Source organism: Taklimakanibacter albus, from assembly GCF_016595235.1.
Taxonomy (GTDB): domain Bacteria; phylum Pseudomonadota; class Alphaproteobacteria; order Rhizobiales; family Aestuariivirgaceae; genus Taklimakanibacter; species Taklimakanibacter albus.
Genome location: NZ_JAENHL010000006.1, coordinates 881030 through 904718, shown reverse-complemented (window position 1 = coordinate 904718; position 23689 = coordinate 881030). Strand labels below are relative to the sequence as shown.

Here is a 23689-nt window from a genome sequence, read left to right as displayed (position 1 = left end):
TTTTGTTGCCCGTCTCCGGCATATGAGGAGACGAAACATGACAATCGAGGGACTGTGGATCCCGCTGATTACTCCCTTCCGCGACGGCGATCTCGATGAGGCGTCGATCCAGCGACTGGTCCATCATTATGCCGCCCAGCCGGTCGACGGCCTCATTCTAGGCGCCACCACCGGCGAGGGCCTGAGCCTCAGCGACGAAGAGATCGACCGTCTGGTCCTGGCGGCGCGCGCGGCGCTCGCCGAGGCGAAGCGCCAGATGCCGGTCTATCTCGGCCTCTCGGGTGGTGCCGCGAACAAGGTCATCAAGGCGCTGCATCGGACGCAGATGCTGCCCGTCGACGGCTATCTGATCGCCTGCCCCTATTATGTCCGGCCATCGCAAGCCGGCCTCTACCAGCATTTCGCGGCGCTCGCCGAAAACACCGCGCGGCCGATCGTCATCTACAACATTCCCTACCGGACCGGCGTCAATCTCGGCAATGAGACGATGCTGCGCCTGGCCCAGATTGCGAATATCGTCGGAGTCAAGGATTGCTGCGCCGATGCCGGCCAGTCCTTCGATCTCCTGCGCCTGAAGCCACAGGAGTTCTCCGTGCTGACCGGAGAAGACGCCCTCTTCTACACCGCGCTCACGCAAGGCGCGGAAGGCGGCATTCTGGCTTCCGCCCATGTCGAGACGGAAGCCTTCGCGCATGTCCGCAAGCTCATCCGCCATGGCGATCAGAGGGGCGCGCTCGCCGCCTGGCAGGCGCTCGTCGACACGCCGCGCCTGTTGTTCCAGGAACCCAATCCGGCGCCGATCAAGCATTGGCTGTGGCGCACCGGGCTCATTGACAGTCCCGAGCTCCGGTTGCCGATGCTGCCCGTATCGGACGCGCTGGCGCAGCGCATCGACCAGCATATCGAAAGGCTAAAGCCCCGCGTCGCCGCTTAACTCTCCGGCAAAGTGGCCGCCATGCGTTTGGCGGCCTCTTGCAGCAAGGGCAAATGGACGATCGCCTTTTCGAGACTGAAACGCGCGCTTGGCGCGTGGCAGGCGATGGCGGCGAGCGTCGTCCCTTGCGTATCGACGACCGGCACCGCGATGGCGACGAGACCCAGCAGGAATTCTTCGCGGTCGAGGCTGTAGCCCTGGGCGCGGATCGCGGCGAATTCCTGCTCGAGCGCCGCGCGGCTCGTCAACGTCGTGGGCGTATAGGCCGAAAGATCGAGCGCATCGAGCAGCTTGTCGCGCCGCTCAGGCGGCAGCGCCGACAGGAACAGCTTGCCGCTCGCGGTGCAGTGAAGCGGCACGCGTGAGCCGGGCTCGAGATGGAGGCGAAGCGGCCAGCGCGCCTCGACACGGTCGAGATAAAGGACTTCATGCCCGGCGAGAGCCGTGAAGTTGCAGGTCTCGCCGATCTCATTGACGAGCTTTTCCAGAATGGCGCGCCGGTCGAAGGTGGCGCCGGACCGCATGACGTCGAGCCCCAGACGCAGCAAGCGGCGGCCGACCGTGTAGCGCCGCCCGCCCGGCTCGCGCGTGAGATAGCCCTCGCCTTCGAGCTTCTGGCAGAGCCGGTGCACCGTGGGTTTGGGAAGGTCCAGAAGTGCCGCCATCTCCGGCAGCGCCAGAGCCCGGCCCGAACGGGCGATCGTCTCCAGCAATTCAAGAGCGCGGGACGTCGCCGAGCCCCCCTCACGTTCCTCGACCTGTGTCACTGGTGTCTCCAGACTGGGCATTGGGATTTTATATCATTTCACTGAATGAGATGAAATGTCTCGAATTAAGGTTGACTCGTTGTGTAAAACCACTCCAACATAACACTAAGGAACCGGGGGGATCAGTCGCATGCAAGCTGCGACGGAAGTCGACTTCGTGGTGGTGGGCGCGGGCTCGGCGGGGAGCGCCATCGCCGCGCGTCTCTCCGAGACGGGCCGCCACAGCGTCGCGCTTCTGGAAGCGGGCCCCTCCGACCGCAGCTTCTGGATCCATCTGCCCATCGGTTACGGCAAGACCATGTGGGATCCGAGGGTCAATTGGCGCTTCTACACCGAGCCCGATCCCCATATGGACAACCGCCGCCTCTATTGGCCGCGCGGCCGCGTGCTCGGCGGCTCCTCCTCGATCAACGGGCTCATCGCCATTCGCGGCCAGGCCGAGGATTATGATGGCTGGCGGGCGCTCGGCAATCCGGGCTGGGGCTCTAACGACCTGCTCCCCTATTTCATCAAGCTCGAGACCAATCATGGCCTGGAGAACGACCAGCAATTGCATGGGACGTCCGGTCCCCTTCATGTCACCAGCATCACCGGCCGGCATGAGTTGATCGAGGCGGTGATCGGCGCCGCCAATGCGCTGGGTGTTCCGTATACGGAGGATTTCAACGGCCGGAGCCAGGAAGGTGTGGGCTATTACCAGCTCACCACAAACCGGGGCTGGCGGGTGAGCGCCGCCAAGGCCTATCTCAAGCCGGCCAAGCGGCGCGCGAATCTCACCATCCTCACCGAGGCGCAAGCCACCCGCCTTCTCTTCACCGACCGGCGTGCCGGCGGGGTCGAATACCGCCATGACGGCATCAGCAAAACCATCCGCGCACGCCGTGGCGTCGTCCTTTCCGCCGGCGCGGTGCAGTCGCCACAGCTTCTCATGCTGTCGGGGATCGGTCGAGCCGACCATCTGCGCACGCACGGGATCGACGTCCGTGCCGACAGCCCGGGCGTCGGCGGCAATCTGCAGGATCACCTGCAGCTCCGCCTCATCTATCGCGCCAACCGGCCGATCACCACCAATGATCAGCTGCGCTCGCTGGCGGGCCGCGTCCGCATGGCGCTCGACTGGCTGCTCTTCACGCAAGGCCCGCTCGCCATCGGCATCAACCAGGCGGGACTCTTCACCCGCGTGCTGCCGGAGTCCCGCACGCCCGACATCCAGTTTCACATCGCGACACTTTCGGCCGACATGGCGGGCGGCAAGGTGCACGACTTTCCGGGCTTCACGCTGTCGGTCTGCCAGCTGCGCCCGGAGAGCACCGGCACGATCACGCTTGCCTCAAGCGATCCCCTCGCCGCGCCGTTGATCCAGGCCAATTATCTTTCCAGCCACACCGATCGGCGCTGCGCCGTGGCGGCTATCACCTTCGCCCGCCGGCTCGCCCGGACCCAGCCGCTCGCCGGCTATGTCGCGCAAGAGGAGTTGCCCGGCCCCGCGGCCGAAAGCGACGACGATCTCCTCGGTTTCGCCAGAGCGCATGGCGCGACGATCTTCCACCCCGTCGGCACTTGCAAGATGGGCCCCGACAGCGACCCGCAAGCTGTCGTCGATGCGCGCCTCAGAGTGCGCGGCGTCGAGCGGCTGTGGGTCGCCGACTGCTCGATCATGCCGAAGCTCGTCTCCGGCAATACCAATCTGCCAGCGATCATGATCGGCGAGAAAGCCGCCGACCTGATCCAGGAGGATGCATAACAACCATCAAAATGGGAGGATAAAATGACAAATGCCTATAGCCGGAGCGACGTGAGACGCGTCGTGACGGCCAGCCTGATCGGCGCAACAATCGAATGGTACGATTTCTTTCTCTACGGAGCGGTCGCGGGAATCGTCTTCAACAAGCTCTTCTTCCCCACCACCGACCCTTTCGTCTCCATCCTTCTCGCCTACACCACCTTCGCCATCGGCTTTGTGGCGAGGCCCCTGGGCGGTCTCATCTTCGGTCATTTCGGCGACCGCATCGGCCGCAAGAGCGTGCTCGTCGCCACCTTGATGATCATGGGCGTCGCCACCGTGCTCATCGGCTGCCTGCCCACTTATGAGCAGATCGGCATATGGGCGCCGATTTTCCTCGTCATTCTACGCCTGGCGCAAGGTCTCGGTCTCGGCGGCGAATGGGGCGGCGCTGTGCTCATGGCCTATGAATATGCGCCGAAGGAAAAACGTGGCCTCTATGCTTCGATCCCGCAGATCGGCCTCGCTATCGGCCTTTGTCTCTCGGCCGGCATCGTGGCGCTGCTCTCGCGCCTGCCGGATGAGGACTTCCTCAGCTGGGGCTGGCGCACGGCCTTCATCGGCTCGATCGTGCTCGTGCTGGTCGGCCTCTATATCCGCCTGCGCATCGTCGAGACGCCGGAATTCCAACGCGTCAAGGACCGCAAGGCGGAAGCCAAGGTGCCGGCTGTCGAGATGCTGCAGCAATATCCGGGCAACATCCTCCTCGGCATGGGCGCGCGTTATATCGACGGCGTGTTCTTCAATGTCTTCGCGGTCTTCTCGATCGCCTATCTGACTCAGATGGCGCCCGTAAAAATGCCGCGCGAGACGGCGCTGTGGGCGGTGTCGGCCTCGGCACTCCTGATGGTGGCGACGATCCCCTTGTTCGGCTGGCTCTCCGACCGCATCGGCCGACCGAAGACCTATGCGATCGGCTCGTTCCTGCTGGCACTCTCGGCCTATCCGGCCTTCGTGCTGCTCGGCACCGGCGATGTGGTGATGATCTTCCTGGCGCTGCTCGTGCCCTTCGGCATCATCTATGCGATGTGCTACGGGCCGGAGGCCGGCCTCTTCGCCGATCTGTTCGATCCGCGCGTGCGCTATAGCGGCATATCCTTCGTCTATCAGTTCTCGGGAATATTCGCGTCTGGACTGACGCCGATCATCGCCACCTATCTGATCAGGGCCAATGACAACCAGCCCTGGTACCTGGTGGGCTATGTCGTCTTCGCGGCCCTCGTCAGCATGGTGAGCGCGCTCGCGATCCAGCGTCGCGCCCAGGCCACGGAGGCACGGATAGCCGCTACTGCAAGATCCTGAACTCGCCTACGGCGACCTTCTGAGCTCCTTCCGGCCCGGCGATGCGCAGCCACATATATTTGCCGCGCGTCTGGGCCGGGAGCGAGAAGGTCTGGCGGCCGGCCGAGGTCTGGAGCGGATAGCTCATGACCGGTCGGCCCGAGGCCTCGAGCTGGCCTTCAGGCAACACCATCACATCGAGGATGGTGGCCTTGGCCGTGCCTTCGGCGAGAATTGGAGGTGCATATTCGAGGGCCGTCACCTGGCGCTCACCGCCGAGGTCGAGCAGCACATTGACCTCCTGGTCGGGCGCCTGGATCACGAGCTCGGTCTCGGGCTTGCCGTCGAAAAGATCGTGAAACCGGTAGCGCGCTTCGCTGCCGTCCTTCAGCGCCGCGGTAGCGGTGTTGCGGCTCAGGTCCAGGGCGGCCGTCTGGATGGCCGGCTGCGGCAGCGTTGCCGCGGTGATGTCGCTCTTGCCGCCGGAATTGACGGCATCGATCACGCCGCCCGTCTTGGCGACGTCGAGGCCGGACGCCATGCCGGCTTCGCCCTGCTGTTTCGCCGGGTCGAGCGCCACCGTGACATTGATGGGTGCCGGGCCCGACGTCGGGCCGAAGGCCTGGATGCCGGCAAAGACCACCCCGGCCAGCGCCGCGAAGGCGCTGATGCCGAGATTAAGGTTCGAAAGCCTGGAGGTCTTCGCCGTCCCTCCGCCCTTCCTATCGAAGGATTGAGCGTCCCGCATAGTGTGCCTGTGCCCCTAATTCTTCCTCGATCCGCAGCAGCTGGTTGTATTTCGCCAGCCGGTCGGAGCGCGCCAGCGAACCGGTTTTGATCTGGCCGCAATTTGTGGCGACAGCAAGATCGGCAATCGTCGCATCCTCGGTCTCGCCGGACCGGTGCGACATCACTGCCGTATAGGCTGCCTTATGGGCCATTTCGACGGCTTCCAGCGTCTCGGTCAAAGAGCCGATCTGGTTGACCTTGACCAGGATCGAATTGGCGACGCCCTGAGTGATTCCCTGCTTGAGGCGCTTGGTGTTGGTGACGAACAGGTCGTCGCCCACGAGCTGGCAGGACTTGCCGATGAGATCGGTGAGGGCCTTCCAGCCGTCCCAGTCGTCCTCGGCCATGCCGTCCTCGATCGAGATGATCGGATAGTCCTTGGCGAGCTTGGCCAGATATTTCACCTGCTCGTCGATCGGGCGCACCTTGCCCTCGCCCTCGTAATCATATTTGCCGTTCTTGAAAAACTCGGTCGCGGCGCAATCGAGCGCCAGATAGACGTCCTTGCCCGGCTTGTAGCCCGCCTGCTCGACCGCCTTCATGACGAAATCGAGGCCGGCCTCGGCGGACGGCAGATTGGGGGCGAAGCCACCTTCGTCGCCGACATTGGTATTGTGGCCGGCCTTCTTGAGGGCGCCCTTCAGCGTGTGGAAGATCTCCGCTCCCATGCGCAAGGCTTCGCGGAAGCTATCGGCGCCGACCGGCATGACCATGAATTCCTGGAAGTCGATCGGATTGTCGGCATGGGCGCCGCCATTGATGATGTTCATCATCGGGACCGGCAGGGTCCGCGCGGCGGTGCCGCCGACATAACGGTAAAGCGGCAGCCCGGAAGCGTCGGCCGCCGCCTTGGCGTTGGCGAGCGACACGCCGAGGATCGCATTGGCGCCGAGCCGGGCTTTGTTGGGGGTGCCGTCGAGGTCGATCATGGCGCGGTCGAGGGCGAGCTGGTCCTCGGCATCCATGCCGGCCAGCGTGTCGAAAATCTCGCCATTGACGGCCGCCACCGCCTTGGTCACGCCCTTGCCGAGATAGCGCCCCTTGTCGCCGTCCCGGAGCTCCACCGCCTCATGGGCGCCGGTCGACGCACCTGACGGCACCGCTGCCCGGCCCGAGGAACCATCTTCCAGCACCACGTCCACTTCGATGGTCGGGTTGCCGCGGCTGTCGAGGATTTCGCGCGCGGTGATGTCGAGAATGGCGGTCATGGGAAACTCCGGTTGGCTGGTCGGAGGGTCTCTATGCTGGCCTTGGATGACGATTGCAAGTCCGGCCTGTCCCCTGACCACCGGCCCGGGTCAGGGCTGCCGTTGGCGCAATTCGACGGTGACGGCAAGCTGATAGCCGCCATTGCGCACGGTCTTGAAGATCTGTGCCCCGCGTTCGGCGCCCAGCTTGCGGCGCAGCCGGCTCACCAGCACGTCGATCGAGCGATCGCGCTCGCCGATATCACGGCCGTGAGTCAGATCGAGCAGCTGCTCGCGGGTAAGGACGCGCCCCGGCCGGTCGAGGAATACGCGCAGCAATCCGAATTCGGAGCTCGTCAGGTTGACTACCGTTCCGTCGGAATCGGCGAGGATGCGCGAAACCGGATCGGCAATGAGGCCGGCGAAGTGATAATTGGCCGTGGCGACCGGCGCATCGGCGAGCCCGCTGGCGCTGCGCCGCAGGACTGCCCGGATCCGGGCCACCAGCTCGCGCGGATTGAAAGGTTTGCTCAGATAATCATCGGCGCCGATTTCCAGCCCGATGATGCGGTCGATTTCCTCGTTCAATGCGGTCAGCAGGATGACGGGCACGCGCTTGCGGATATCACGGCAGATGTCGAGACCGGAGGCGTCCGGCAACATGATGTCGAGCACCACGAGATCGATCCGGTTGTCGGCGAGGATGGCGTCGCATTCGCGCCGGGTCGCTGCCAGGCTGACCCGGAAACTCTGCGTGGCGAGATAGCTTTCAAGCATACGGCGGATCGCTGCGTCGTCATCGACGACGAGGATGTGAGGCGAGGTCCGCATCAGCAACGCTCGATGCGCAGCGCCGCCACGCCTGGACGACGCAGTTTCGACACCCCCTGCGCGCACCGCACGCTTACGCACCTCCTTGCCACTCCGGTCGCCGGGCAGGATATCGAGTTTCCGAAGGACTGGCGAGAATATCCCCAGGCCAGCCACTAGCATTCACAGGAGTATCTTTGCCGAATGTTGCCGACGGGCGCCCGGAAACATATGGAAACATCCGGCCCGTCGCCCGGACACTACTCGCACAACCGGATCAGGGCGAGAGGCTCGTTGTCAGACTGCTTCCGCCTTGGCGATTCGGTCATGCGCCAGGAGTGCGCTCAGCAGCGCCTCGAGCTTGTCGAGTGGCACCATGTTGGGGCCGTCGGACGGCGCATTGTCGGGATCCTCGTGAGTCTCGATGAAGACCCCGGCCACACCGACGGCGACGGCGGCCTTGGCGAGCACCGGCACGAAGCGGCGGTCGCCGCCCGAAGACGTGCCCTGACCACCCGGCTGCTGCACCGAATGGGTGGCGTCGAACACGACCGGACAGCCGGTCTCGGCCATGATCGGCAAGGAGCGCATGTCGCTCACCAGCGTGTTGTAGCCGAAGGAGGCGCCGCGCTCGGTCAGGATGACATTGGGATTGCCGCTGTCGAGCACCTTGGCCGCGACATTCTTCATGTCCCAGGGCGCCAGGAACTGGCCCTTCTTCACATTCACCACCCGGCCGGTCTTGGCGGCGGCGATGAGGAGATCGGTCTGGCGCGACAGGAAGGCCGGAATCTGGAGGACGTCGACCACCGGCGCAAGCTCCGCACACTGATGATTTTCATGGACGTCGGTAAGGACCGGCAGATCGAATTCCTTGCGGATGTCGGCGAAGACGGCAAGCGCCTTTTCGAGGCCGAGGCCACGCCGGCCCGAGAGGCTGGTGCGGTTCGCCTTGTCGAAGGACGACTTGTAGACGAGGCCGAGGCCGAGCCGGCCGGCAATTTCCTTGAGCTTGCCCGCCATCATGAAAGCATGCTCGCGGCTTTCGAGCTGGCAGGGCCCGGCGATCACGGTGAGCGGCAGCTGGTTGCCGATCTTGAGCTTGCCGATCTGGACGGTGGTGTTCGGTTTCATTCGCTATAGACCATAAAAGTGCCGGACCCGTGCGCATAGAGCTTGCCGGCCGCATCGGTGATGCGGGCTTCGGCGGTCTGAACGCGCCGACCGAAATGAATGACTTTACCGGTGCAGGTCAAGCGCCCTGTTTCGGCGAAGATGCCGCGCACATAATTGACCTTCAGTTCGATGGTGCCGAAATTGGCTTCCTTGCCGAGCTTCGAAAAGATGGCGCAGCCCATGGCGCTGTCGAGCATGGTGGCGGCGTAGCCGCCGTGGCAGCGCTTCTGCGGATTATAGAAACGTTCCGATGGCATCGCTTCGAAGGTCGCCTCGCCATTGCCCAGGCTCACCAGGCGCATGTCGAGAAGTTCGTTCAAGGGTGAACCGGCGCCGCGCCACCAGCGTTCGATTTCTTCCCGTTGCGTCAATATTTTACCATCATCGCTCATCTTCATCGTCTTGCCGGTTCAAAGCGAAAAAGGCAAGGGCACTGCCGTTTACGTCAAGAGACAGCACGGCACGATGCGCCCCTTCCTTCCGCAAGGCGTAGTGCGGCGCATTGATGGCCTCTTCGAGCCGCGCGATCCGGCGCACCCCGACGGTGAAGCCGGCGAAATGCGGCCCCTTGCTCCTGTCGGGCTCACGCCCAAAATTCTCGGCGAAACGTTCGGCCGAGATGCAGCTGATATTGCCGCGCGCCGTTCTGAACGTGATGCCGCCCGGAATGGTCTCAGGCGCGAAGCCGGTGAAGGCGGACAGGAAGGCCGCGTGATCCTGTGGCTGATCAGCCACGAGGCTGACATCGAGAATGGTCAAGGCGCGGTTGGCGTGGCGCTGATAGTGCGGCTTCCAGAAATGCTCCGGCGCGTGTTGCTGGCAGGTGAAGAAGGCGAGGCCCGGCAGAGCGGGGTCGGTCGCGAAAGCGAGCGAGAAGCCGACCGTGACTTCCCGTCCGTCGGGCAGCTTCGCCTTGCGCTGGAAATCGAAAGGCTCATATGTCGTAAGCCCTCGCGCCCGGAACGCCGCCACATCGGCGCGTGCATCGGTGGAATCGAGCACCAGCATCGACATGCCCTCGCCGCGCGCGAGAAAATCGCGGTTGAATGCGCCAAAGGAAAACTGCCCTGCCCCGGCCGGGATGATCTTCTCCGGCTCGAAGACGCTCAGCAATTCGAGGAAACAGCCTTCGAGCTGGATCAGGCTGTTGCCGGTGCCGAAGGGATGGCGCGCCTCAGGCGTCAGCGTGAACCCCAGAGACGCGTAGTTGTCGCGCATCGCAGCTTGATCGCGCCCGCAGAGCACCAGATGGTCGATGCCCTTCATGCCTTGGCCGGTTTCGCGCCGGGCAGCCGCGCATCGCCTTCGCCCACCTTCACATCCGGGAAGGCGCGCGGCAGCTGGATGCCGTTTTCCTGGAAGGCCGCCAGGATGGAGAAACGGATGTCGCTCGCGACCGCGGCGCCGCTCATGATGTCGCCGACATAGGCCTTGAGGTCGAAGACATAGCCGTTCTGGCCGAAGTCCCTGAGCGTGATGTTGGGTTCGGGATGATAGAGCACCAGCGCGTGATCCTTGGCGGCTTTGAGGATGATGTCGCGCACGAGGACCGGATCGGCGCTGAGCGAGGCGGATACGGTCACGACGAAGCGGCCGATCGTATCGCGATGCGTCCAGTTCTTCACCGGCTCGGTGATCAGGAGCGAATTCGGCACGATGATCGTGCAATTGTCGAAGGTCTGGATCTCGGTCGAGCGCACATTGATCTGCTTGATGATGCCTTCCGAGCCCTTGACGTCGACCCAGTCGCCCGCCCGCACCGGGCGCTCGGCCAAGAGGATGAGGCCCGACAGGAAGTTGTTGACGATCGACTGGAGACCGAAACCGATACCGACGCCGAGCGCGCCGGCGATGATGGCGAGATTGGAGAAGTCGAGGCCGGCGGCGGAGAGCGCGAAGCCAGCGGCGGCGACATAACCCGCGTAATTGGCGCCCTTCACGACCGAGTCGCGGACACCGCTGTCGATCTGGGTTTGCGACAGAACGCGCGAATTGAGCCAGCGGGTGATGAGCTTCGTGAGAATGAAGCCGCAGGCCAGGATGGCGATGATCAGCGCCACGCTCGAAAGCGAGAAGCTGAGGTCGCCGACCTTGAACGTATCGAAGGCACGATCGATCAGGCTCGAGAAGCTGACCCAGGTCACCGCCCAGCTCACGAAGAGCAGCGGCAGGCCGACCAGGACCAGCGCCAGGTCAATGAAAGTGCGGAACAGCGTGCTCAGCCGCGCGACGCCGCGATCGCCGAGCCCGGTGAGATTGCGCAGGAAACGGCCGAATCCCGAGCCGCTATCGAGGCCCGACACCACCAGCGCGTCGGTCAGATGATGGACGAGCAGCAAGGTGATGACGATAATGGCCGTGTCGACGATCTGCTCTGTGATGAAGCCGGCAAGCGCGATATAGCCGAGACACAGCGCAATGGTCGCGATCACCAGCAGCAGCCAGATCAGCGGACCGAATTTGCTCGCCCATTGGAAATAGACATCACCGCCATGGGCCGTCTTGGGCAGCCCTTCCTGGCTGCGCGCCACGATGAGGATCATCGCGATGACGACGATCAGCGCGATCGAGACCGTGGCTCCCTGCGCCACCGTGAAGGTGACCGGCAGATAGAACACACCCGACAGCTCGGTGAAGAAGTTCTTGCCTTGCGACAGCAGCGCGGCAAGGCTCGCCAGCAGCGCGAACTGGCCAGCCGACCTGTCGTCCAGATTGATCACCCGGTAGGCCGGATTGGTAGGCGCCGCGAGCCGATAGGCCAATGCGCTCAGCACGGCCGGGAAATAGAGCAGATCGACGAGGGCTGAAAAGAGCTGCTCGAAACGGGCGGTGAAAATACCGGCCAGCTGGAAAGCGAGGAAGGTCGCGACGATGAGCGCGGTGCCGATCACCGCCGTAAACAGCACGCCGCGCACGATGCGCCAAAGGCGGTCGGTATCGTCAGGCGGACGGCGTGCCCCATGCGCTCCGGCGCCGAAGCGGCGGGTGAACCAGCCACGAATGGCGCGATAGAGATAAAACAACGCCACCAGGAACATCGGCATGATGACGAGGACGATCAAATCGCCGGTGCGCGAGGCCTCGTTCCACCAGTTGACCAGGAGTTGGTTCAAGCGGGTGAAGAAAAGACCGGTGGCCAGGAGTCCATCGAGCCAGAGCGCCGGATTGAGGATCGACTTCGATTTTTCGAGCAGCCGGCTCAAGAACTGGTCGCGCTGCAATTGCGTGGTGCGATCGATCAGCTGATCTGTCTCGACCGCGATGAGATCGAGCTGCGCCTGCGCCGCCTTGATGCGATTGAGGCTGGTCTCGAGATCGGTGCGGCGGTCGGCGATCGTCGGCTGCTCGGTGCTGCCGTCGGTGGGCGCCGGGCCGAGGCTCTTCAATTGCTGATCGACCTCGGCGAAGGGCCCTTTCAGGCTCTCGGACATCCGCACCGCATTGGCGCGGATATCGTCGAGCTGACGCCGGTATCCGGTCAGTTGGTCGGCCGTCAGCGTCGGCAGTACCAGCTCGCTCTGGATGCGCGTCAGATCCTGGCGCAGCGAAACAGCGGCGCGCTCCGCCTGGCCGAGGATCGCCTGATCGAAGGCGAAGGCCTGGAGCGCCAGGACGAGGAAGCCGCAGAAAACGGTAAGGGCATAGCGGAAACGGTGATCGATCAGACTCATGGCGCGGTTTTACCGCCGCCCGGCACGGCGCGCCAGACGCCTCCTGGTATCGTTTGGCTTCAAGCAAAAACCCTTATTGAAAACGTTTTTATTATGTTGTACCAGATTGCGGCAGGACGGCCCGGGTGGAAAGCCGGAGATGAATCCCAAGAAGCCGCAATCGCAGATGGCCACTCAGCGCCCCACGGTGAAGACCCTGGCGCAGACGACCGGCTATTCCATTGCCACCATCTCCAAGGCGCTCCGGGATTCCCCCGTCGTCACGGCTGAAACCAAGGAACGCATCCGCGAGGCGGCCCTCAAGGCGGGCTACCAGGCCAATATGCGCGGCGTATCACTGCGCGCCGGCAAAACATTCCAGGCCGCCGTGCTGATGCCGGTTACCGTTGCCGAAGGCTTCGAATGGGACGGCGTCGAATATACCCAGATCCTGAGCGGCATCAGCCAGGCGCTCGAGGGATCGGACTATCGCATTTCCATCCATGTCATCCGCGATGCCGAGGATGGGCGTCTCGCAGCCCAGCGCATCGTCGATGCCGGCCTCGCCGACGGCCTCATTTTCTCCGGCATCCTCGCCGAGGATCCGCGCATCGACTTCCTGGTCGAGCGCAACTTCCCGTTCGTCGCTCTCGGCCGCTGCCGCAAGCCCCTCGCCTATGCGCATGTCGATGTCGACAATGACTGGGCCGCTTATGCCGCGACAGAGCGGCTGATCGCCGGCGGCCATCGGCGCATCGCCCTCATCAATCCCGACGGCCGGCTGTCCTACGCGATGGACCGTATCGATGGCTTTCACCGCGCCTTCGTTCAAGCGGGCATTACGCCCTGCGATGACCTCATCGCGGCCGGCGGCCTCTCCACGCGTTTCGGCAAGGAGAGCGTGCTCCACTTGCGCCATATACCGGATCCGCCGACCGGCTTCATCTGCGTCAACGAGGCGACGACGCTCGGCGTGCTGGCGGGACTTGCCGAATTGGGCCTCGCGGCCGGGCGCGACGTCGATGTCATCGCTTACGACGACATCAATGTCAGCGCCTATTTCGCGCCGCCCTTGACCACCTTCTATCTCCCGATCGAGCGGCTCGGCCGCAAGCTCGGGGAATTCTTCCTGCGCCGCATCGCCGGCGAAGAACCGGCGGCGTTGCAGGAACTCTACCGGCCGGATCTCGTGGTCCGGCAGGCAAACCAACAACAGAGAGGAACGCCATGAAGAAATATCTGTTCGCCGTGCTCGCCGCTTTAGTGCTCGCGGGCCCGGTCCAGGCCGCCGATCTCGGCGGCAAGACACTCAAAGTCGGCTCCGACACGACATCGCCGCCGATGGAATATGTCGACCAGGCGAGCGGCCAGATCGTCGGCTTCGACGTCGATGTGGTGAACGCCATCTGCGCCAAGCTCAACTGCAAGGCTGAATTCGTCACCACCGGCTGGGACGGCATCTTCGCCGCGCTCGACCAGGGCAATTTCGATCTCGTGGCCTCCGGCGTGTCGATCACCGATGAGCGCAAGAAGGCGATGGACTTCACCGATCCCTATATCGTCAACAGCCAGGCCATTCTGATGCGCGTCGCCGATCAGGGCCTGACGGTCGACGACTTCAAGAACAACGGCAAGAAACTCTCCGCCCAGGCCAACACCACCGACGCCCAGCTCGCCGAAACACTGGTCGGCAAGGACAAGGTCGCCGCCTATGACACATTCAGCGCCGCCATTCTCGCCCTGAAGAACAAGGATGTCGACGGTGTCGTCATCAACGGCGCCAATGGCGCGGCCTATGAAAAGGAATTCGCCGGCGAGCTGGTGGTCGGCATAAAAGATCTGCAGTCCGATCCCCTGGGCCTCGTGTTCCGCAAGGGCGACGAACATGTCGCCGCTTTCAATGAAGGCCTGAAGGCGATCAAGGATGACGGCACGCTCGCGGCGCTCATCGACAAATATTGGGGCGTCAAGAAATAGTGACCTGAACGGCTTTCGGCCGGCGGGTGATACGGACCGCCGGCCCACCATCACGCGAGGACATCATCATGCGGTTCCTGCGGAAACTGCGGCCGAGCAATCTCATCATCCTCTCGGCGCTGCCCTTCATCATCTATATCTTCGCCGCGTCGCCCGATTACCGCCGCTCGCTCGCCGCCATTCTCGGCATCGAGCATGGCGCGTCGCTCCTGCTGCCGGGCTTCGTCCTGCTGCTGCTGGCCTTCGCCTCCGGACTCGCCGCGCTTTACTGGCATCGCTCCCGGCCACAAGCCAGCCTCGTGCTTGCGGGTCTCAATCTCGTCCTTTCCGCCTGGCTCGCCGTGACGGCGACGGCCCTGCCGTTCCTTGCCTCCATCGTCGCCAACAGCGTCGATCCCTTCATCTCCGATATCGTGGTCAGGGGCGAGACGCCGCGCCGCTTGACCGAGACGGCCCTCGCCGCCGTCGCTCAGATCGCCCAACATGGTTTTCTCACCTATGCGCTCCTGTCGCTCGCCGGTTTCGCGCTCACTTTCAGCCGCGCCTCCGAAAGTTTGCGCCGCGCTGCCTTCTGGGGGCTGACTGCCCTCAATGGCGCGGGCCTGCTCTATCTCCTCCTCTTCGCCTATCTGGGTTTCGCGGCGGGACTCGCGACCTCGATCCGTGCCGCCGTCCTGGCTTACATCCTGGCGATCCTGCTCGGCCTCGGCTGGGTCATGATGCTGCAGTTGCAGCTCGTACGGCGCAGCTTCTATGTGTTTCCGGCCATCGCGGCGTTCTTCGTTTTGGGCGCGGCCTGGCAGTTCCTGCAGCCGGCCATTGCCTACAGCCTCACCGGCACGCTCGCCGGCAAGGTGGCGGTCATCCAGAACACCCCGCGCGGCCTCATCGAGCAGGTGCGCTTCGCCCAGTTTCCCGGCGCGCCGCAGGTCGACGAGCTGCCGCTGAAAACCTTTGCCACCGCCGAAGCGGCGCTGAAGGCGGTCGCGCAAGGCCAGGATGTGAGCGCCGCTCTCGTCCCGGCGACCGCTCTCGAAGCGGGCGCCGCCACGCTCTGGCAGACGGCCTCGCTCCCCGATCGCAATAAAACCGCCGGCACCGCCTTCGCCATCGCGGCGGTCGTCACCGCCCTTCTCACTTTCGGCGGCTTCCTGCATCACCGCCATCCGCTCGCCATCGGCGCCGAGTTCATCATCGACACCTTGCGCGGCATTCCCATGCTGGTGATCGTCCTCTATGTCGGCCTGCCGCTCAGCGGCGCCATCAAGGACGGGACCGGCGGCTTCGTCGATCCGCCCAATCTCCTGCGCGGCATCGCCGCCATGGCGCTCGCTTATTCGGCCTATCTGGCTGAGATCTTCCGCGCCGGCCTCAAGGCGGTGCCCGCCGGGCAGATCGAGGCGGCGCGCAGTCTGGGCTTGAGCCGCTGGACCACCGCACGGCTGGTGATCATCCCGCAGGCCTTCCGCGTCATCATTCCGCCGCTCGGCAACGAATTCATCGCCATTCTCAAGGACACGTCGCTATTGTCGATCCTGTCGATCCGCGACATCACGCAACGCATGCGCGAGTTCCAGTCGGCGAGCTTCCTGCCTTTCGCTCCTTACAATTCCGCCGCGGTCTTCTATGTACTGCTCACTCTTGCCGCGGCCAGCCTGATCACATCCATCGAGAGGAAATATGATGTCAAACACCGCTGAGGACATGGAACGGCTCATGGCGCGCGCCGAGGAATTGCGCGTGCCGGGGCCTTTCCTGTTCGGCGCCGCCACCGCCGCCTATCAGATCGAGGGTGCGCCCAAAGCGGACGGCAAGGGCGAAAGCATCTGGGACCGCTTCTCCCACACGCCCGGCGTCATCAGCGACGCCAGCACCGGCGATGTCGCCTGCGACCACTATCACCGCTGGCCGGAGGATATCCGGCTCATGCGGGAGCTGGGGCTCGGCGCGTATCGCTTCTCGCTGGCCTGGTCGCGCATCCAGCCCGGTGGCACCGGCAAGGCGAATGCGACCGGTCTCGATTTCTACAAGCGGCTGATCGATGGCCTCGCCGAGGCGGGCATCCGCCCCTTCCTCACCCTCTATCACTGGGACCTGCCGCAGGCGCTTCAGGACAAAGGCGGCTGGTACAACCGCGATACGGCCTATCGCTTCGCCGACTATGCCGATCTGGTGAGCAATGCCCTCTCCGATCGCGTCCAGAATTGGACGACGCTGAACGAGCCGTGGACCTTCTGCTGGAGCGGGTATGCGACGGGCGAGGATGCGCCCGGGCTGAAGGACGGCGCCAAAGGCGGCCTCGCCGCCAGCCATCACGCCCTCCTCGCCCATGGCCTTGCGGTGCCGGCGATCCGCGGGAATGTCGGCAATGCCGATGTCGGCATCGTGCTCGACCTCAACACGGTGACGGCGGCCTCCGACAAGGCCGCCGACCAGGCGGCGGCCAAACATTTCGAGGACGCGCAGAACCGCTGGTTCCTCGATGCGGTATTCAAAGGCCACTACCCACAATCCATGCTCGATCTATGCCGCGATCTGCTGCCGGATATCCGTTCCGACGACAACACCATCATCGCGGCTCCGCTCGATTATCTGGGCGTCAACATCTATCGCCGCTCGATCATGGCCGGCGGCACCGAATTGCCGCCCTTGAACTTCGCGCGCGTCAATCCGCCCGGGCGCTATTCTGCCGTGAATTACGAGGTCTGGCCGCCATCGATCGAAGACGTGCTGCTTTATGTGCATGAACACTACGCGCCCAAGGCGATCTACATTTCGGAGAACGGCTTCGCGACGCGGCCCGAGCCGGTGACTCCCGACGGCGCCATCCATGATGTGGAGCGCGCCGAATATCATATCGATCACCTCGATCATATGGCGCGCGCCATGCGGCGCGGCGTGCCGGTGAAGGGCTATTTCGCCTGGACGCTGATGGACAATTTCGAATGGGCCTATGGCTATTCGACGCCCTTCGGCCTGGCGCATGTCGATTTCGTCACCCAGGAGCGGCGGATCAAATTCAGCGGCGAGATCTATGCCACGATCGCACGCGGCAATGCCGACGGCTGATGATGAGGAAGGAAACAGTCCTGATCACCGGCGCCAATCGCGGCCTGGGCCTCGAGCTCGCCCGGCAATATGCGGCGGCGGGCTGCCGCGTGCTCGCCTGCTCGCGCGGCCCCGGCGAGCCTCCTCCGGTCGCCGGCGACGTCACCTGGCTGGCACTCGATACAGGCAATGAAGACAGCATCGCCACGCTCGCGCGCGATCTCCAGACCGAGGCGGTCGACATCCTGATCAACAATGCCGCCCGGCGCGGCGATACGGGTGGCCTCGACACTCTGTCCACGGAGGATTTTCTCGCGACGATCAGGGTCAACACGCTGGGCCCGCTCCTCATGGTGAAGGCCTTCCGCGCGCATCTCGAGCGCGGCCAGCGGCGCATCGTCGCCAATATCAGCAGCCGCGCCGGCTCGGTGGCGGAAGGCCTCGACGCCGACGGCGATTACGCCTATCGCTGCTCCAAGGCGGCGCTCAATATCGCGACCGCCAAGCTCGCTTTCGACTTCGGGCTCATCTTCCTGGCGCTGCATCCGGGCTGGGTGAAGACCGATATGGGCGGACCCGAGGCGGAGGTGCCGTTGGCGCAAAGCGCGCAGGGCCTGCGCTCCCGCATCCATGCCGCCCGCCCCAGAGACAGTGGATGTTTCTTCAGTTTTGAAGGAACCCGCATCAGCTGGTAAAAGCATATTAAATCAAATAGTTAAGTTCCAGGAATTGACTCCACACGACAGGCGTCGCAAAAAGCGCGACACATGTCCGCGGAGAGATAAATGGCCGACCATGCCACCGGGTTTGCGGAATCCGCCGGCCCCGTCAGCGAGTTCGATCAGCTTACGGAGCTGTTCGGTGGACCAAAGGTGCTCAAGCGCCGCGTGTCCAGTCCAATCGAGGCCCATGACATGATCCTCAAGGGCCTCCCGAGCGCGGCGCTGGAAGTGTTCGTCACCCATCTCACCATCATCGACACCAGCGATGCTTTCGAGAAGGGCCTCGGCATGAGCGAGCGCACCTTTCAGCGGCATAAGGCTGACCGTTCTGGCGCACTCAGCCCGGAGCAAAGCTCGCGAGCCTGGAGTTTCGCGCGCATCCTCGCCAGGGCTGCAGTCGTTTTCGGCTCCCAGGAAGAAGCGGAAAAGTGGATGGTCCAGCCGGCCATGGGCCTGGACAGACAGAGGCCGATTGATCTGCTCGCCACTGCCGCCGGTCGCGAGCTGGTGCAGGAGTTTCTGGGACGCATCCACTACGGCGTCTATACGTGACGTCTCCTCCCGGTCCGCTGAGCAGAGGCGAGATCATCGGCTGGAGACTCGACGATAAGCAATTTGCGTCGACCTGGGATAGCGGCGAAGGATCCTCCAGGTATGGCGGGCGATGGAGCAGCAAGGGCGTGCGGGCGGTCTATGCCTCGATCGATCCGGCGCCGGCCATTCTCGAAGTTGCCGTCCATAAGGGGTTCGGCATACTCGACACCGTTCCCCATATGCTCACCTCCTTTACCATCATCGCCCCTTCGCCAATCCATCTCGTGAACACCGCCGATATTCCCAACGCCAATTGGCTGGCGCCCGGTATTCCTAGCGCGGGGCAACAACAGTTCGGGGACGCCCTGCTCGCGCGCCATGGATGTTTTCTGATCCCCAGCGTCGTGTCACGCCACAGTTGGAATCTGGTGTTCGATCCCAACCAAATGAGCGGTCATTTGGAGAAACGCTTCCAGGAGAACTTCGCCCTCGATACGCGACTGTATCCGGCAAGAGCCTGAGGCTCGGCCTCTCAGACCAGACGGCTCTGCTCGACGGCGGCGGCGATGAAGGATGCGAACAGCGGATGCGGCTCGAAGGGTCGTGACTTCAGCTCCGGGTGATACTGGACGCCGATGAACCACGGGTGATCCGGATATTCGATGGTTTCCGGCAGCAGCCCGTCGGGCGACATGCCGGAGAACAGCATGCCGGCCTTTTCGAGCATCTCGCGATAGGCGGTGTTCACCTCATAACGGTGGCGGTGACGCTCCGAGATGCGTGTATCGCCATAAATCCCGGCGATCTTGCTGCCCGCTTTGAGCGACGCCTCAAAGGCGCCGAGCCGCATCGTGCCACCGAGATCGCCCCCTGCCCGGCGGATTTCGAGCTCATTGCCCTTCATCCATTCGGTCATGGTGCCGACCACCGGTTCTTTGGTCTCGCCGAACTCTGTCGAGCTCGCATTGGTGACGCCGCACAGGCTGCGCGCCGCTTCGATGCAGGCCATCTGCATGCCGAAGCAGATACCGAAATACGGCACATTGCGGGTACGCGCGAAAGTGGCGGCCTTGATCTTGCCCTCAGAGCCCCGCTCGCCGAAGCCGCCCGGCACCAATATGCCATGCACGCCTTCGAGATAGGGTGCGGGGTCTTCCTTCTCGAAGATCTCGGATTCGATCCATTCGAGCTTGACCTTGACCTTGTTGGCGACGCCGCCATGGACCAGGGCTTCGTTGAGCGACTTATAGGCATCGAGAAGGCCGGTATATTTGCCGACCACCGCGATCTTCACCTCGCCCTCCGGATTGGTGATGCGGTCCATCACCGTCTTCCAGCGCGTGAGGTCGGGCTCGGGCGCGGTGGTGATGCCGAAAGCGTCGAGCACTTCCTTGTCGAGGCCTTCGGCATGATACGCGCGCGGCACGTCGTAAATGCTCTTCACGTCGAGCGCCTGGATCACCGCCGAGGGGCGCACATTACAGAACAGCGCGATCTTGCGGCGCTCATTGACCGGAATCTCGCGGTCGGCGCGGCACAGGAGAATGTCGGGCTGGATGCCGATCGAGCGCAGTTCCTTTACGGAATGCTGGGTCGGCTTGGTCTTGAGCTCGCCCGCCGTCGGAATGAAGGGCAGCAAGGTCAGGTGGATGAAGATGGTCTGGCCGCGCGGCAATTCGTTGCTGAGCTGGCGGATGGCTTCGAAGAACGGCAGGCCTTCGATGTCGCCGACGGTGCCGCCGATCTCGACGAGGACGAAGTCATAGCCCTCATTGCCGGTGGTGACGAACTCCTTGATGGCGTCCGTCACATGCGGGATGACCTGGACGGTGGCGCCCAGATAATCACCGCGCCGTTCCTTGGCGATGATGTCCTGATAGATGCGTCCGGTGGTGATGTTGTCCTGCCGGTTCGCCGAGCGCCCGGTGAAGCGCTCATAGTGGCCGAGATCGAGGTCGGTCTCGGCACCGTCATCGGTGACGAAGACTTCGCCGTGCTGATAGGGGCTCATGGTCCCCGGATCGACATTGAGATAGGGATCGAGCTTGCGCAGGCGCACGGAAAATCCACGCGCCTGAAGGAGTGCGCCGAGCGCTGCCGAAGCCAGACCCTTGCCGAGGGAGGAGACCACGCCGCCGGTGATGAAGATGTACCGCGCCATGGGCCCCTAATCTAACCTCTCATTCAAACGATTCGAAGCCCGGATTTTTGGGGTCCGGGCTTCTGTGGAAACTTGTGAAACATTACTACTGTGAAACAGGAACCTGCGGCTGACCAGTGCCACCGCCGCCGGTGCCACCGCCCTGCTGGTTCTGATTCTGACCGGCGGGCGGCAGTTGCGGCAGGCCGCTGTCGCCGGGCGCCGTCTGGTTCTGCTGCGTCGTCGGGTTATTGAAGAGCGATCCGCCGCCGGTATGGCGCGAGAGCAAGGTCAGACCGATCGAGGTGATGAAGAAGGCCACCGCCAGAATGGCTGTCGTGCGGGTCAGCGTGTTGCCCACGCCGCGCGCCGAGAACAGCGATCCGCCGCCACCACCGCCGATGCCCAGGGCGCCGCCTTCCGAGCGCTGCAAGAGCACCACGGCGATCAGCGCCAAGGCAATGATGAGATGAGCGACAAGCAGGACGGTTTGCATCTTCGGGTCCGATCTGGAAATTCCGGGCAGCGTCTAGCGCGGATATGGGGTCGAGGCAACCCTCAGGCAAGCCGCCGGGGGCTAGGGCCAATCCAGCTTCTCCACGGCGCTTTTCCACGCACTCGAAATATCAGAAAAACCGCATAAGATGCATGTAGTTAGATCAGAATGCTCATTTCGCGTCTTCATTCACCTTCATCCGGGGCGTGACAGCCTAAGCGTGTCGAGCACAGCGGCCCACATCAAGACGGGTTAAGCACCTAGCGCGTGATCAGGAAAAGTGAGCACCGGTTTTCCGTCCGCTCACGCGCCAACTATAAGATTCCGATCACGATTATCACTTTAGGTCGATCCGACCTAAAGTGATCGTGATCTAGGAACAAACATAAAAGTGAATAAGTCCCCCGGCATATGCCGCTGCCGGCGTACAGTGTCTATGTGTATGACAAAATCTGGAATCGCTTCGGGACGTGTTTTGGAATGGCCGGCTTCTTCAATTCGCTTAAACGTGCTTTCAGTGGCGAGATCCTGCAACGCAAAGATGTCCCGGCCGATGACGGCAGCACACGCGTCACCATGCGCCTCAAGCGCGATAAGATAACCCGGGAAAGATATGTCGTCCTCGGTCTGGTCGCCAAGACGAATTACAAACACGCCGAGCTCAGTCCGCGGGAGTTCCAGGATCTCTATGACGCGATGACGACCCTGCAGAAGGCCTTGCAGGTTCCCGAGCCCCTGCCGCCGCTCAAGAGCTGAGCGTCGGAGCGCGCTAAACACGGGCATTATCGGTATTGGAGAATGCCTATGCACAAGAATACTGCGATCGTGAGCGCGCTGGACTATTTGCGTCGCCAGCTTGGAAACGGCTATTTCCAGCTCGCCGACCACTGGGAGGGTGATCTTCGGGCGGTAGGCATAGTGCATCCCACGGATCCGACCCATCTCGTCTATATCGCCTGTGGCGATGGGGCCTCTCCAAGCTACACAGCCATCCTGGAGCGCCGGGCAGCAACCGACATCGGCCCTCCTTACGAGGAATGCGGCCGGTTCAATGATCTGGGCCTTGCGGATCTCGCCTCAGTCGTTGCCGCACATCTTCAAAGCCGGCCGGCTTAGGAAGCACTAGGCGACCGCGGCGGCCATTTCGCCCGCGAGGCGCACGAGGTCGCTCTGGCGCGATACCCCGGTCTTGCCGAAAATATTGCCGAGATGAGTGCGCGCCGTCGTTTCGGCGATGCCGAGCTTTTCGGCGGCAGCCGCGAGCTTCTGCCCCTGCAAGAGTCCGTCGAGCAGGCGCGTCTCCATGGGCGAAAGATCAAAAGCCACCGCCGTGGCCTCTGCCCCTTGCGCGGCGCCCGACACCGGGCCGATGAAAATCGCCACCTTGGCACCTGGATGGAGGTTCGCACGCATGTCGCCGCGTTCGAGCGGCAGGACATGTGCCAGCACCGGCGGATCACCGGGACGGGTCAACCGCACCGCTTTCGCATTGTTCCCCGGATCGGCGTCCGTCTCGCCCGCCCGCGCAATGGTGGCGGTGAGTTTCAGTGTCGCCGCCGGATCGTCGGCATACAACGTACCGTCCACGTCATGGATGGGCCGTCCCGTCTTGAGCATCGCCAGCGCCGTCTTGTTGGCATCGAGGATCCGCCCGCGCCCGTCGGTCATCACGACCCCGGCCTTCAAAGCATTGAGTGTCTGCTGTGCCCGCTCACGTTCGATCGTCTTGAGGTCGATCACATCGCCGATCATCGCGGCACGCCTGATATGCGGCAAAAGCAAGCGGCCAAGCGCCATTTCCCGTTCGGTGATGATGCCCGTTTCCTGGCGCCGGCTCATGGCGAGTTGGGCATGCCGCGTGGGCGAGCGCATCAGCACCAGCTGCAGCGTGTCGACGAGGCCCTGCGGGGCGTTCCATTCGTTGTTGACGGGCGAGCCGGCCAGAACGGCGGCTGGAATGTTGCGCGAATTGGCCTGCGGCTCGTCCAGCGGCCAATCGGGCGTGTAATAGAGCCGCTTCCATTGAGCGAGCTCGGCGGCATGGCGGTCGAGCTCGCTCAACCAATAGGACGAGATGTTGCGTGACTTGGAGAAGACGGCGCGGCCCTGCGCAAGATCGAAGATCACCAGCAGCGCGCCATGACAGTCGAACATCTCCGTCAAGGCCGCCAGCGCCTCATCCCAGCGGGTGGGATCGAGCGCGCAGTCATAGATGAGGCCGATGATCGCCGAGAGCTCCTCGTGCGATGGCATCGCGTCGCGAGGTTTTATGATCTCGTATGGTTGAGACGGAAATGGCATGCGGCACTATCGGCTGGCATAGCACGACCCCATAGTACCAGAGCTTAACGATTCAGTTATCCTGACGCTGAAAAAGCGACGCGTGCATCGATAC

Annotated in this window: 23 protein-coding genes; 12 read left to right on the top strand and 11 right to left on the bottom strand. The window is 63.4% G+C overall.

The window, feature by feature from the left end; all coding sequences use genetic code 11:
• The first annotated feature begins 37 nt into the window (after positions 1-37).
• Entirely contained in the window at positions 38-934 is an 897-nt protein-coding gene (dapA, locus tag JHL16_RS09090; protein ID WP_246770845.1) for a 4-hydroxy-tetrahydrodipicolinate synthase, read from the top strand.
• Here the strand turns inward: dapA and JHL16_RS09085 are convergent.
• Positions 931-1701 carry an IclR family transcriptional regulator gene (locus JHL16_RS09085; RefSeq protein ID WP_348647186.1) on the bottom strand — a complete coding sequence of 257 codons (771 nt, stop codon included), beginning with the start codon at positions 1699-1701 and terminating at the stop codon, positions 931-933. The genes dapA and JHL16_RS09085 overlap by 4 nt on opposite strands.
• Positions 1702-1831: 130 nt before the next feature.
• Between JHL16_RS09085 and JHL16_RS09080 the strand changes: the two genes are divergently transcribed.
• The gene (locus JHL16_RS09080; RefSeq protein ID WP_200184518.1) at positions 1832-3445 is read left to right on the top strand and encodes a GMC family oxidoreductase; all 1614 of its coding nucleotides are present in this window, start codon (positions 1832-1834) and stop codon (positions 3443-3445) included.
• Between the two features lie 24 nt (positions 3446-3469).
• Entirely contained in the window at positions 3470-4786 is a 1317-nt protein-coding gene (locus tag JHL16_RS09075) for an MFS transporter (RefSeq protein WP_200184517.1), read from the top strand.
• Here the strand turns inward: JHL16_RS09075 and JHL16_RS09070 are convergent.
• The 7 genes from JHL16_RS09070 to JHL16_RS09040 all read right to left on the bottom strand — a co-directional run bounded on the left by JHL16_RS09070 (position 4770) and on the right by JHL16_RS09040 (position 12398).
• Positions 4770-5513 (bottom strand): hypothetical protein, encoded by a 744-nt coding sequence (locus tag JHL16_RS09070; RefSeq protein ID WP_200184516.1) that lies wholly within the window; start codon positions 5511-5513, stop codon positions 4770-4772. The two genes, JHL16_RS09075 and JHL16_RS09070, sit on opposite strands and share 17 nt — an antisense overlap.
• Positions 5488-6762 (bottom strand): phosphopyruvate hydratase, encoded by a 1275-nt coding sequence (gene eno / locus JHL16_RS09065; RefSeq protein WP_200184515.1) that lies wholly within the window; start codon positions 6760-6762, stop codon positions 5488-5490. Before eno ends, JHL16_RS09070 begins: the two co-directional genes overlap by 26 nt.
• Positions 6763-6852: 90 nt before the next feature.
• Positions 6853-7572, bottom strand: a complete 720-nt coding sequence (locus JHL16_RS09060) for a response regulator (protein ID WP_200184514.1) — start codon at positions 7570-7572, stop codon at positions 6853-6855.
• A 276-nt stretch (positions 7573-7848) separates the two neighbouring features.
• On the bottom strand, positions 7849-8685 hold the full coding sequence (kdsA, locus tag JHL16_RS09055) for a 3-deoxy-8-phosphooctulonate synthase (protein WP_200184513.1): 837 nt from the start codon (positions 8683-8685) through the stop codon (positions 7849-7851).
• On the bottom strand, positions 8682-9119 hold the full coding sequence (locus JHL16_RS09050) for a PaaI family thioesterase (RefSeq protein WP_200184512.1): 438 nt from the start codon (positions 9117-9119) through the stop codon (positions 8682-8684). The genes kdsA and JHL16_RS09050 overlap by 4 nt, the downstream gene beginning before the upstream one ends.
• Complete coding sequence (locus JHL16_RS09045; protein ID WP_200184511.1) at positions 9109-9993, bottom strand: VOC family protein; 885 nt, start codon at positions 9991-9993, stop codon at positions 9109-9111. Before JHL16_RS09045 ends, JHL16_RS09050 begins: the two co-directional genes overlap by 11 nt.
• Positions 9990-12398: a DUF3772 domain-containing protein gene (locus JHL16_RS09040; RefSeq protein WP_200184510.1), complete on the bottom strand. Its 2409-nt coding sequence runs from the start codon at positions 12396-12398 to the stop codon at positions 9990-9992. Before JHL16_RS09040 ends, JHL16_RS09045 begins: the two co-directional genes overlap by 4 nt.
• A gap of 139 nt (positions 12399-12537) precedes the next feature.
• Between JHL16_RS09040 and JHL16_RS09035 the strand changes: the two genes are divergently transcribed.
• From JHL16_RS09035 to JHL16_RS09005, 7 genes are all read left to right on the top strand, one after another.
• Entirely contained in the window at positions 12538-13608 is a 1071-nt protein-coding gene (locus JHL16_RS09035; RefSeq protein WP_246770844.1) for a LacI family DNA-binding transcriptional regulator, read from the top strand.
• Positions 13605-14354 (top strand): transporter substrate-binding domain-containing protein, encoded by a 750-nt coding sequence (locus JHL16_RS09030; protein WP_200184509.1) that lies wholly within the window; start codon positions 13605-13607, stop codon positions 14352-14354. The genes JHL16_RS09035 and JHL16_RS09030 overlap by 4 nt, the downstream gene beginning before the upstream one ends.
• A gap of 68 nt (positions 14355-14422) precedes the next feature.
• Positions 14423-16054, top strand: a complete 1632-nt coding sequence (locus JHL16_RS09025; RefSeq protein ID WP_200184508.1) for an amino acid ABC transporter permease — start codon at positions 14423-14425, stop codon at positions 16052-16054.
• Positions 16035-17423: a GH1 family beta-glucosidase gene (locus tag JHL16_RS09020; protein ID WP_200184507.1), complete on the top strand. Its 1389-nt coding sequence runs from the start codon at positions 16035-16037 to the stop codon at positions 17421-17423. Before JHL16_RS09025 ends, JHL16_RS09020 begins: the two co-directional genes overlap by 20 nt.
• On the top strand, positions 17423-18097 hold the full coding sequence (locus JHL16_RS09015) for an SDR family oxidoreductase (RefSeq protein WP_246770843.1): 675 nt from the start codon (positions 17423-17425) through the stop codon (positions 18095-18097). The genes JHL16_RS09020 and JHL16_RS09015 overlap by 1 nt, the downstream gene beginning before the upstream one ends.
• A gap of 90 nt (positions 18098-18187) precedes the next feature.
• A complete protein-coding gene (parS, locus tag JHL16_RS09010; protein WP_200184506.1) occupies positions 18188-18676 on the top strand; it encodes a type II RES/Xre toxin-antitoxin system antitoxin in 489 nt (162 codons plus the stop codon).
• Positions 18673-19179 carry a type II RES/Xre toxin-antitoxin system toxin gene (locus JHL16_RS09005; protein ID WP_200184505.1) on the top strand — a complete coding sequence of 169 codons (507 nt, stop codon included), beginning with the start codon at positions 18673-18675 and terminating at the stop codon, positions 19177-19179. The genes parS and JHL16_RS09005 overlap by 4 nt, the downstream gene beginning before the upstream one ends.
• Positions 19180-19190: 11 nt before the next feature.
• Here the strand turns inward: JHL16_RS09005 and JHL16_RS09000 are convergent, their stop codons facing one another.
• Positions 19191-20819 carry a CTP synthase gene (locus JHL16_RS09000; RefSeq protein ID WP_200184504.1) on the bottom strand — a complete coding sequence of 543 codons (1629 nt, stop codon included), beginning with the start codon at positions 20817-20819 and terminating at the stop codon, positions 19191-19193.
• Between the two features lie 85 nt (positions 20820-20904).
• Positions 20905-21294: a preprotein translocase subunit SecG gene (secG, locus tag JHL16_RS08995; protein ID WP_200184503.1), complete on the bottom strand. Its 390-nt coding sequence runs from the start codon at positions 21292-21294 to the stop codon at positions 20905-20907.
• 480 nt (positions 21295-21774) lie between these two features.
• On the opposite strand from secG, the gene JHL16_RS08990 reads away from it, so the two are divergent.
• Positions 21775-22050, top strand: coding sequence for a hypothetical protein (locus JHL16_RS08990; RefSeq protein WP_200184502.1), 276 nt, complete (start codon positions 21775-21777; stop codon positions 22048-22050).
• Positions 22051-22098: 48 nt separating this feature from the next.
• Positions 22099-22410, top strand: a complete 312-nt coding sequence (locus tag JHL16_RS08985; RefSeq protein WP_200184501.1) for a hypothetical protein — start codon at positions 22099-22101, stop codon at positions 22408-22410.
• 6 nt (positions 22411-22416) lie between these two features.
• On the opposite strand, the gene JHL16_RS08980 is transcribed toward JHL16_RS08985, so the two are convergent.
• Positions 22417-23547 carry a helix-turn-helix transcriptional regulator gene (locus JHL16_RS08980; RefSeq protein WP_200184500.1) on the bottom strand — a complete coding sequence of 377 codons (1131 nt, stop codon included), beginning with the start codon at positions 23545-23547 and terminating at the stop codon, positions 22417-22419.
• Between the last annotated feature and the right edge of the window lie 142 nt (positions 23548-23689).

Bases quoted from the DNA above. Each gene is read 5' to 3' on its own strand.
- JHL16_RS09080 (WP_200184518.1), top strand. From the start codon at position 1,832: ATGCAAGCTGCGACGGAAGTCGACTTCGTGGTGGTGGGCGCGGGCTCG.
- secG (WP_200184503.1), bottom strand. From the start codon at position 21,294: ATGCAAACCGTCCTGCTTGTCGCTCATCTCATCATTGCCTTGGCGCTG.
- JHL16_RS09020 (WP_200184507.1), top strand. From the start codon at position 16,035: ATGATGTCAAACACCGCTGAGGACATGGAACGGCTCATGGCGCGCGCC.
- JHL16_RS09015 (WP_246770843.1), top strand. From the start codon at position 17,423: ATGATGAGGAAGGAAACAGTCCTGATCACCGGCGCCAATCGCGGCCTG.
- JHL16_RS09070 (WP_200184516.1), bottom strand. From the start codon at position 5,513: ATGCGGGACGCTCAATCCTTCGATAGGAAGGGCGGAGGGACGGCGAAG.
- eno (WP_200184515.1), bottom strand. From the start codon at position 6,762: ATGACCGCCATTCTCGACATCACCGCGCGCGAAATCCTCGACAGCCGC.
- parS (WP_200184506.1), top strand. From the start codon at position 18,188: ATGGCCGACCATGCCACCGGGTTTGCGGAATCCGCCGGCCCCGTCAGC.
- JHL16_RS09000 (WP_200184504.1), bottom strand. From the start codon at position 20,819: ATGGCGCGGTACATCTTCATCACCGGCGGCGTGGTCTCCTCCCTCGGC.
- JHL16_RS08990 (WP_200184502.1), top strand. From the start codon at position 21,775: ATGGCCGGCTTCTTCAATTCGCTTAAACGTGCTTTCAGTGGCGAGATC.
- JHL16_RS09060 (WP_200184514.1), bottom strand. From the start codon at position 7,572: ATGCGGACCTCGCCTCACATCCTCGTCGTCGATGACGACGCAGCGATC.
- kdsA (WP_200184513.1), bottom strand. From the start codon at position 8,685: ATGAAACCGAACACCACCGTCCAGATCGGCAAGCTCAAGATCGGCAAC.
- dapA (WP_246770845.1), top strand. From the start codon at position 38: ATGACAATCGAGGGACTGTGGATCCCGCTGATTACTCCCTTCCGCGAC.
- JHL16_RS09040 (WP_200184510.1), bottom strand. From the start codon at position 12,398: ATGAGTCTGATCGATCACCGTTTCCGCTATGCCCTTACCGTTTTCTGC.
- JHL16_RS09075 (WP_200184517.1), top strand. From the start codon at position 3,470: ATGACAAATGCCTATAGCCGGAGCGACGTGAGACGCGTCGTGACGGCC.
- JHL16_RS09045 (WP_200184511.1), bottom strand. From the start codon at position 9,993: ATGAAGGGCATCGACCATCTGGTGCTCTGCGGGCGCGATCAAGCTGCG.
- JHL16_RS09035 (WP_246770844.1), top strand. From the start codon at position 12,538: ATGAATCCCAAGAAGCCGCAATCGCAGATGGCCACTCAGCGCCCCACG.
- JHL16_RS09030 (WP_200184509.1), top strand. From the start codon at position 13,605: ATGAAGAAATATCTGTTCGCCGTGCTCGCCGCTTTAGTGCTCGCGGGC.
- JHL16_RS09050 (WP_200184512.1), bottom strand. From the start codon at position 9,119: ATGAGCGATGATGGTAAAATATTGACGCAACGGGAAGAAATCGAACGC.
- JHL16_RS09025 (WP_200184508.1), top strand. From the start codon at position 14,423: ATGCGGTTCCTGCGGAAACTGCGGCCGAGCAATCTCATCATCCTCTCG.
- JHL16_RS08985 (WP_200184501.1), top strand. From the start codon at position 22,099: ATGCACAAGAATACTGCGATCGTGAGCGCGCTGGACTATTTGCGTCGC.
- JHL16_RS08980 (WP_200184500.1), bottom strand. From the start codon at position 23,547: ATGCCATCGCACGAGGAGCTCTCGGCGATCATCGGCCTCATCTATGAC.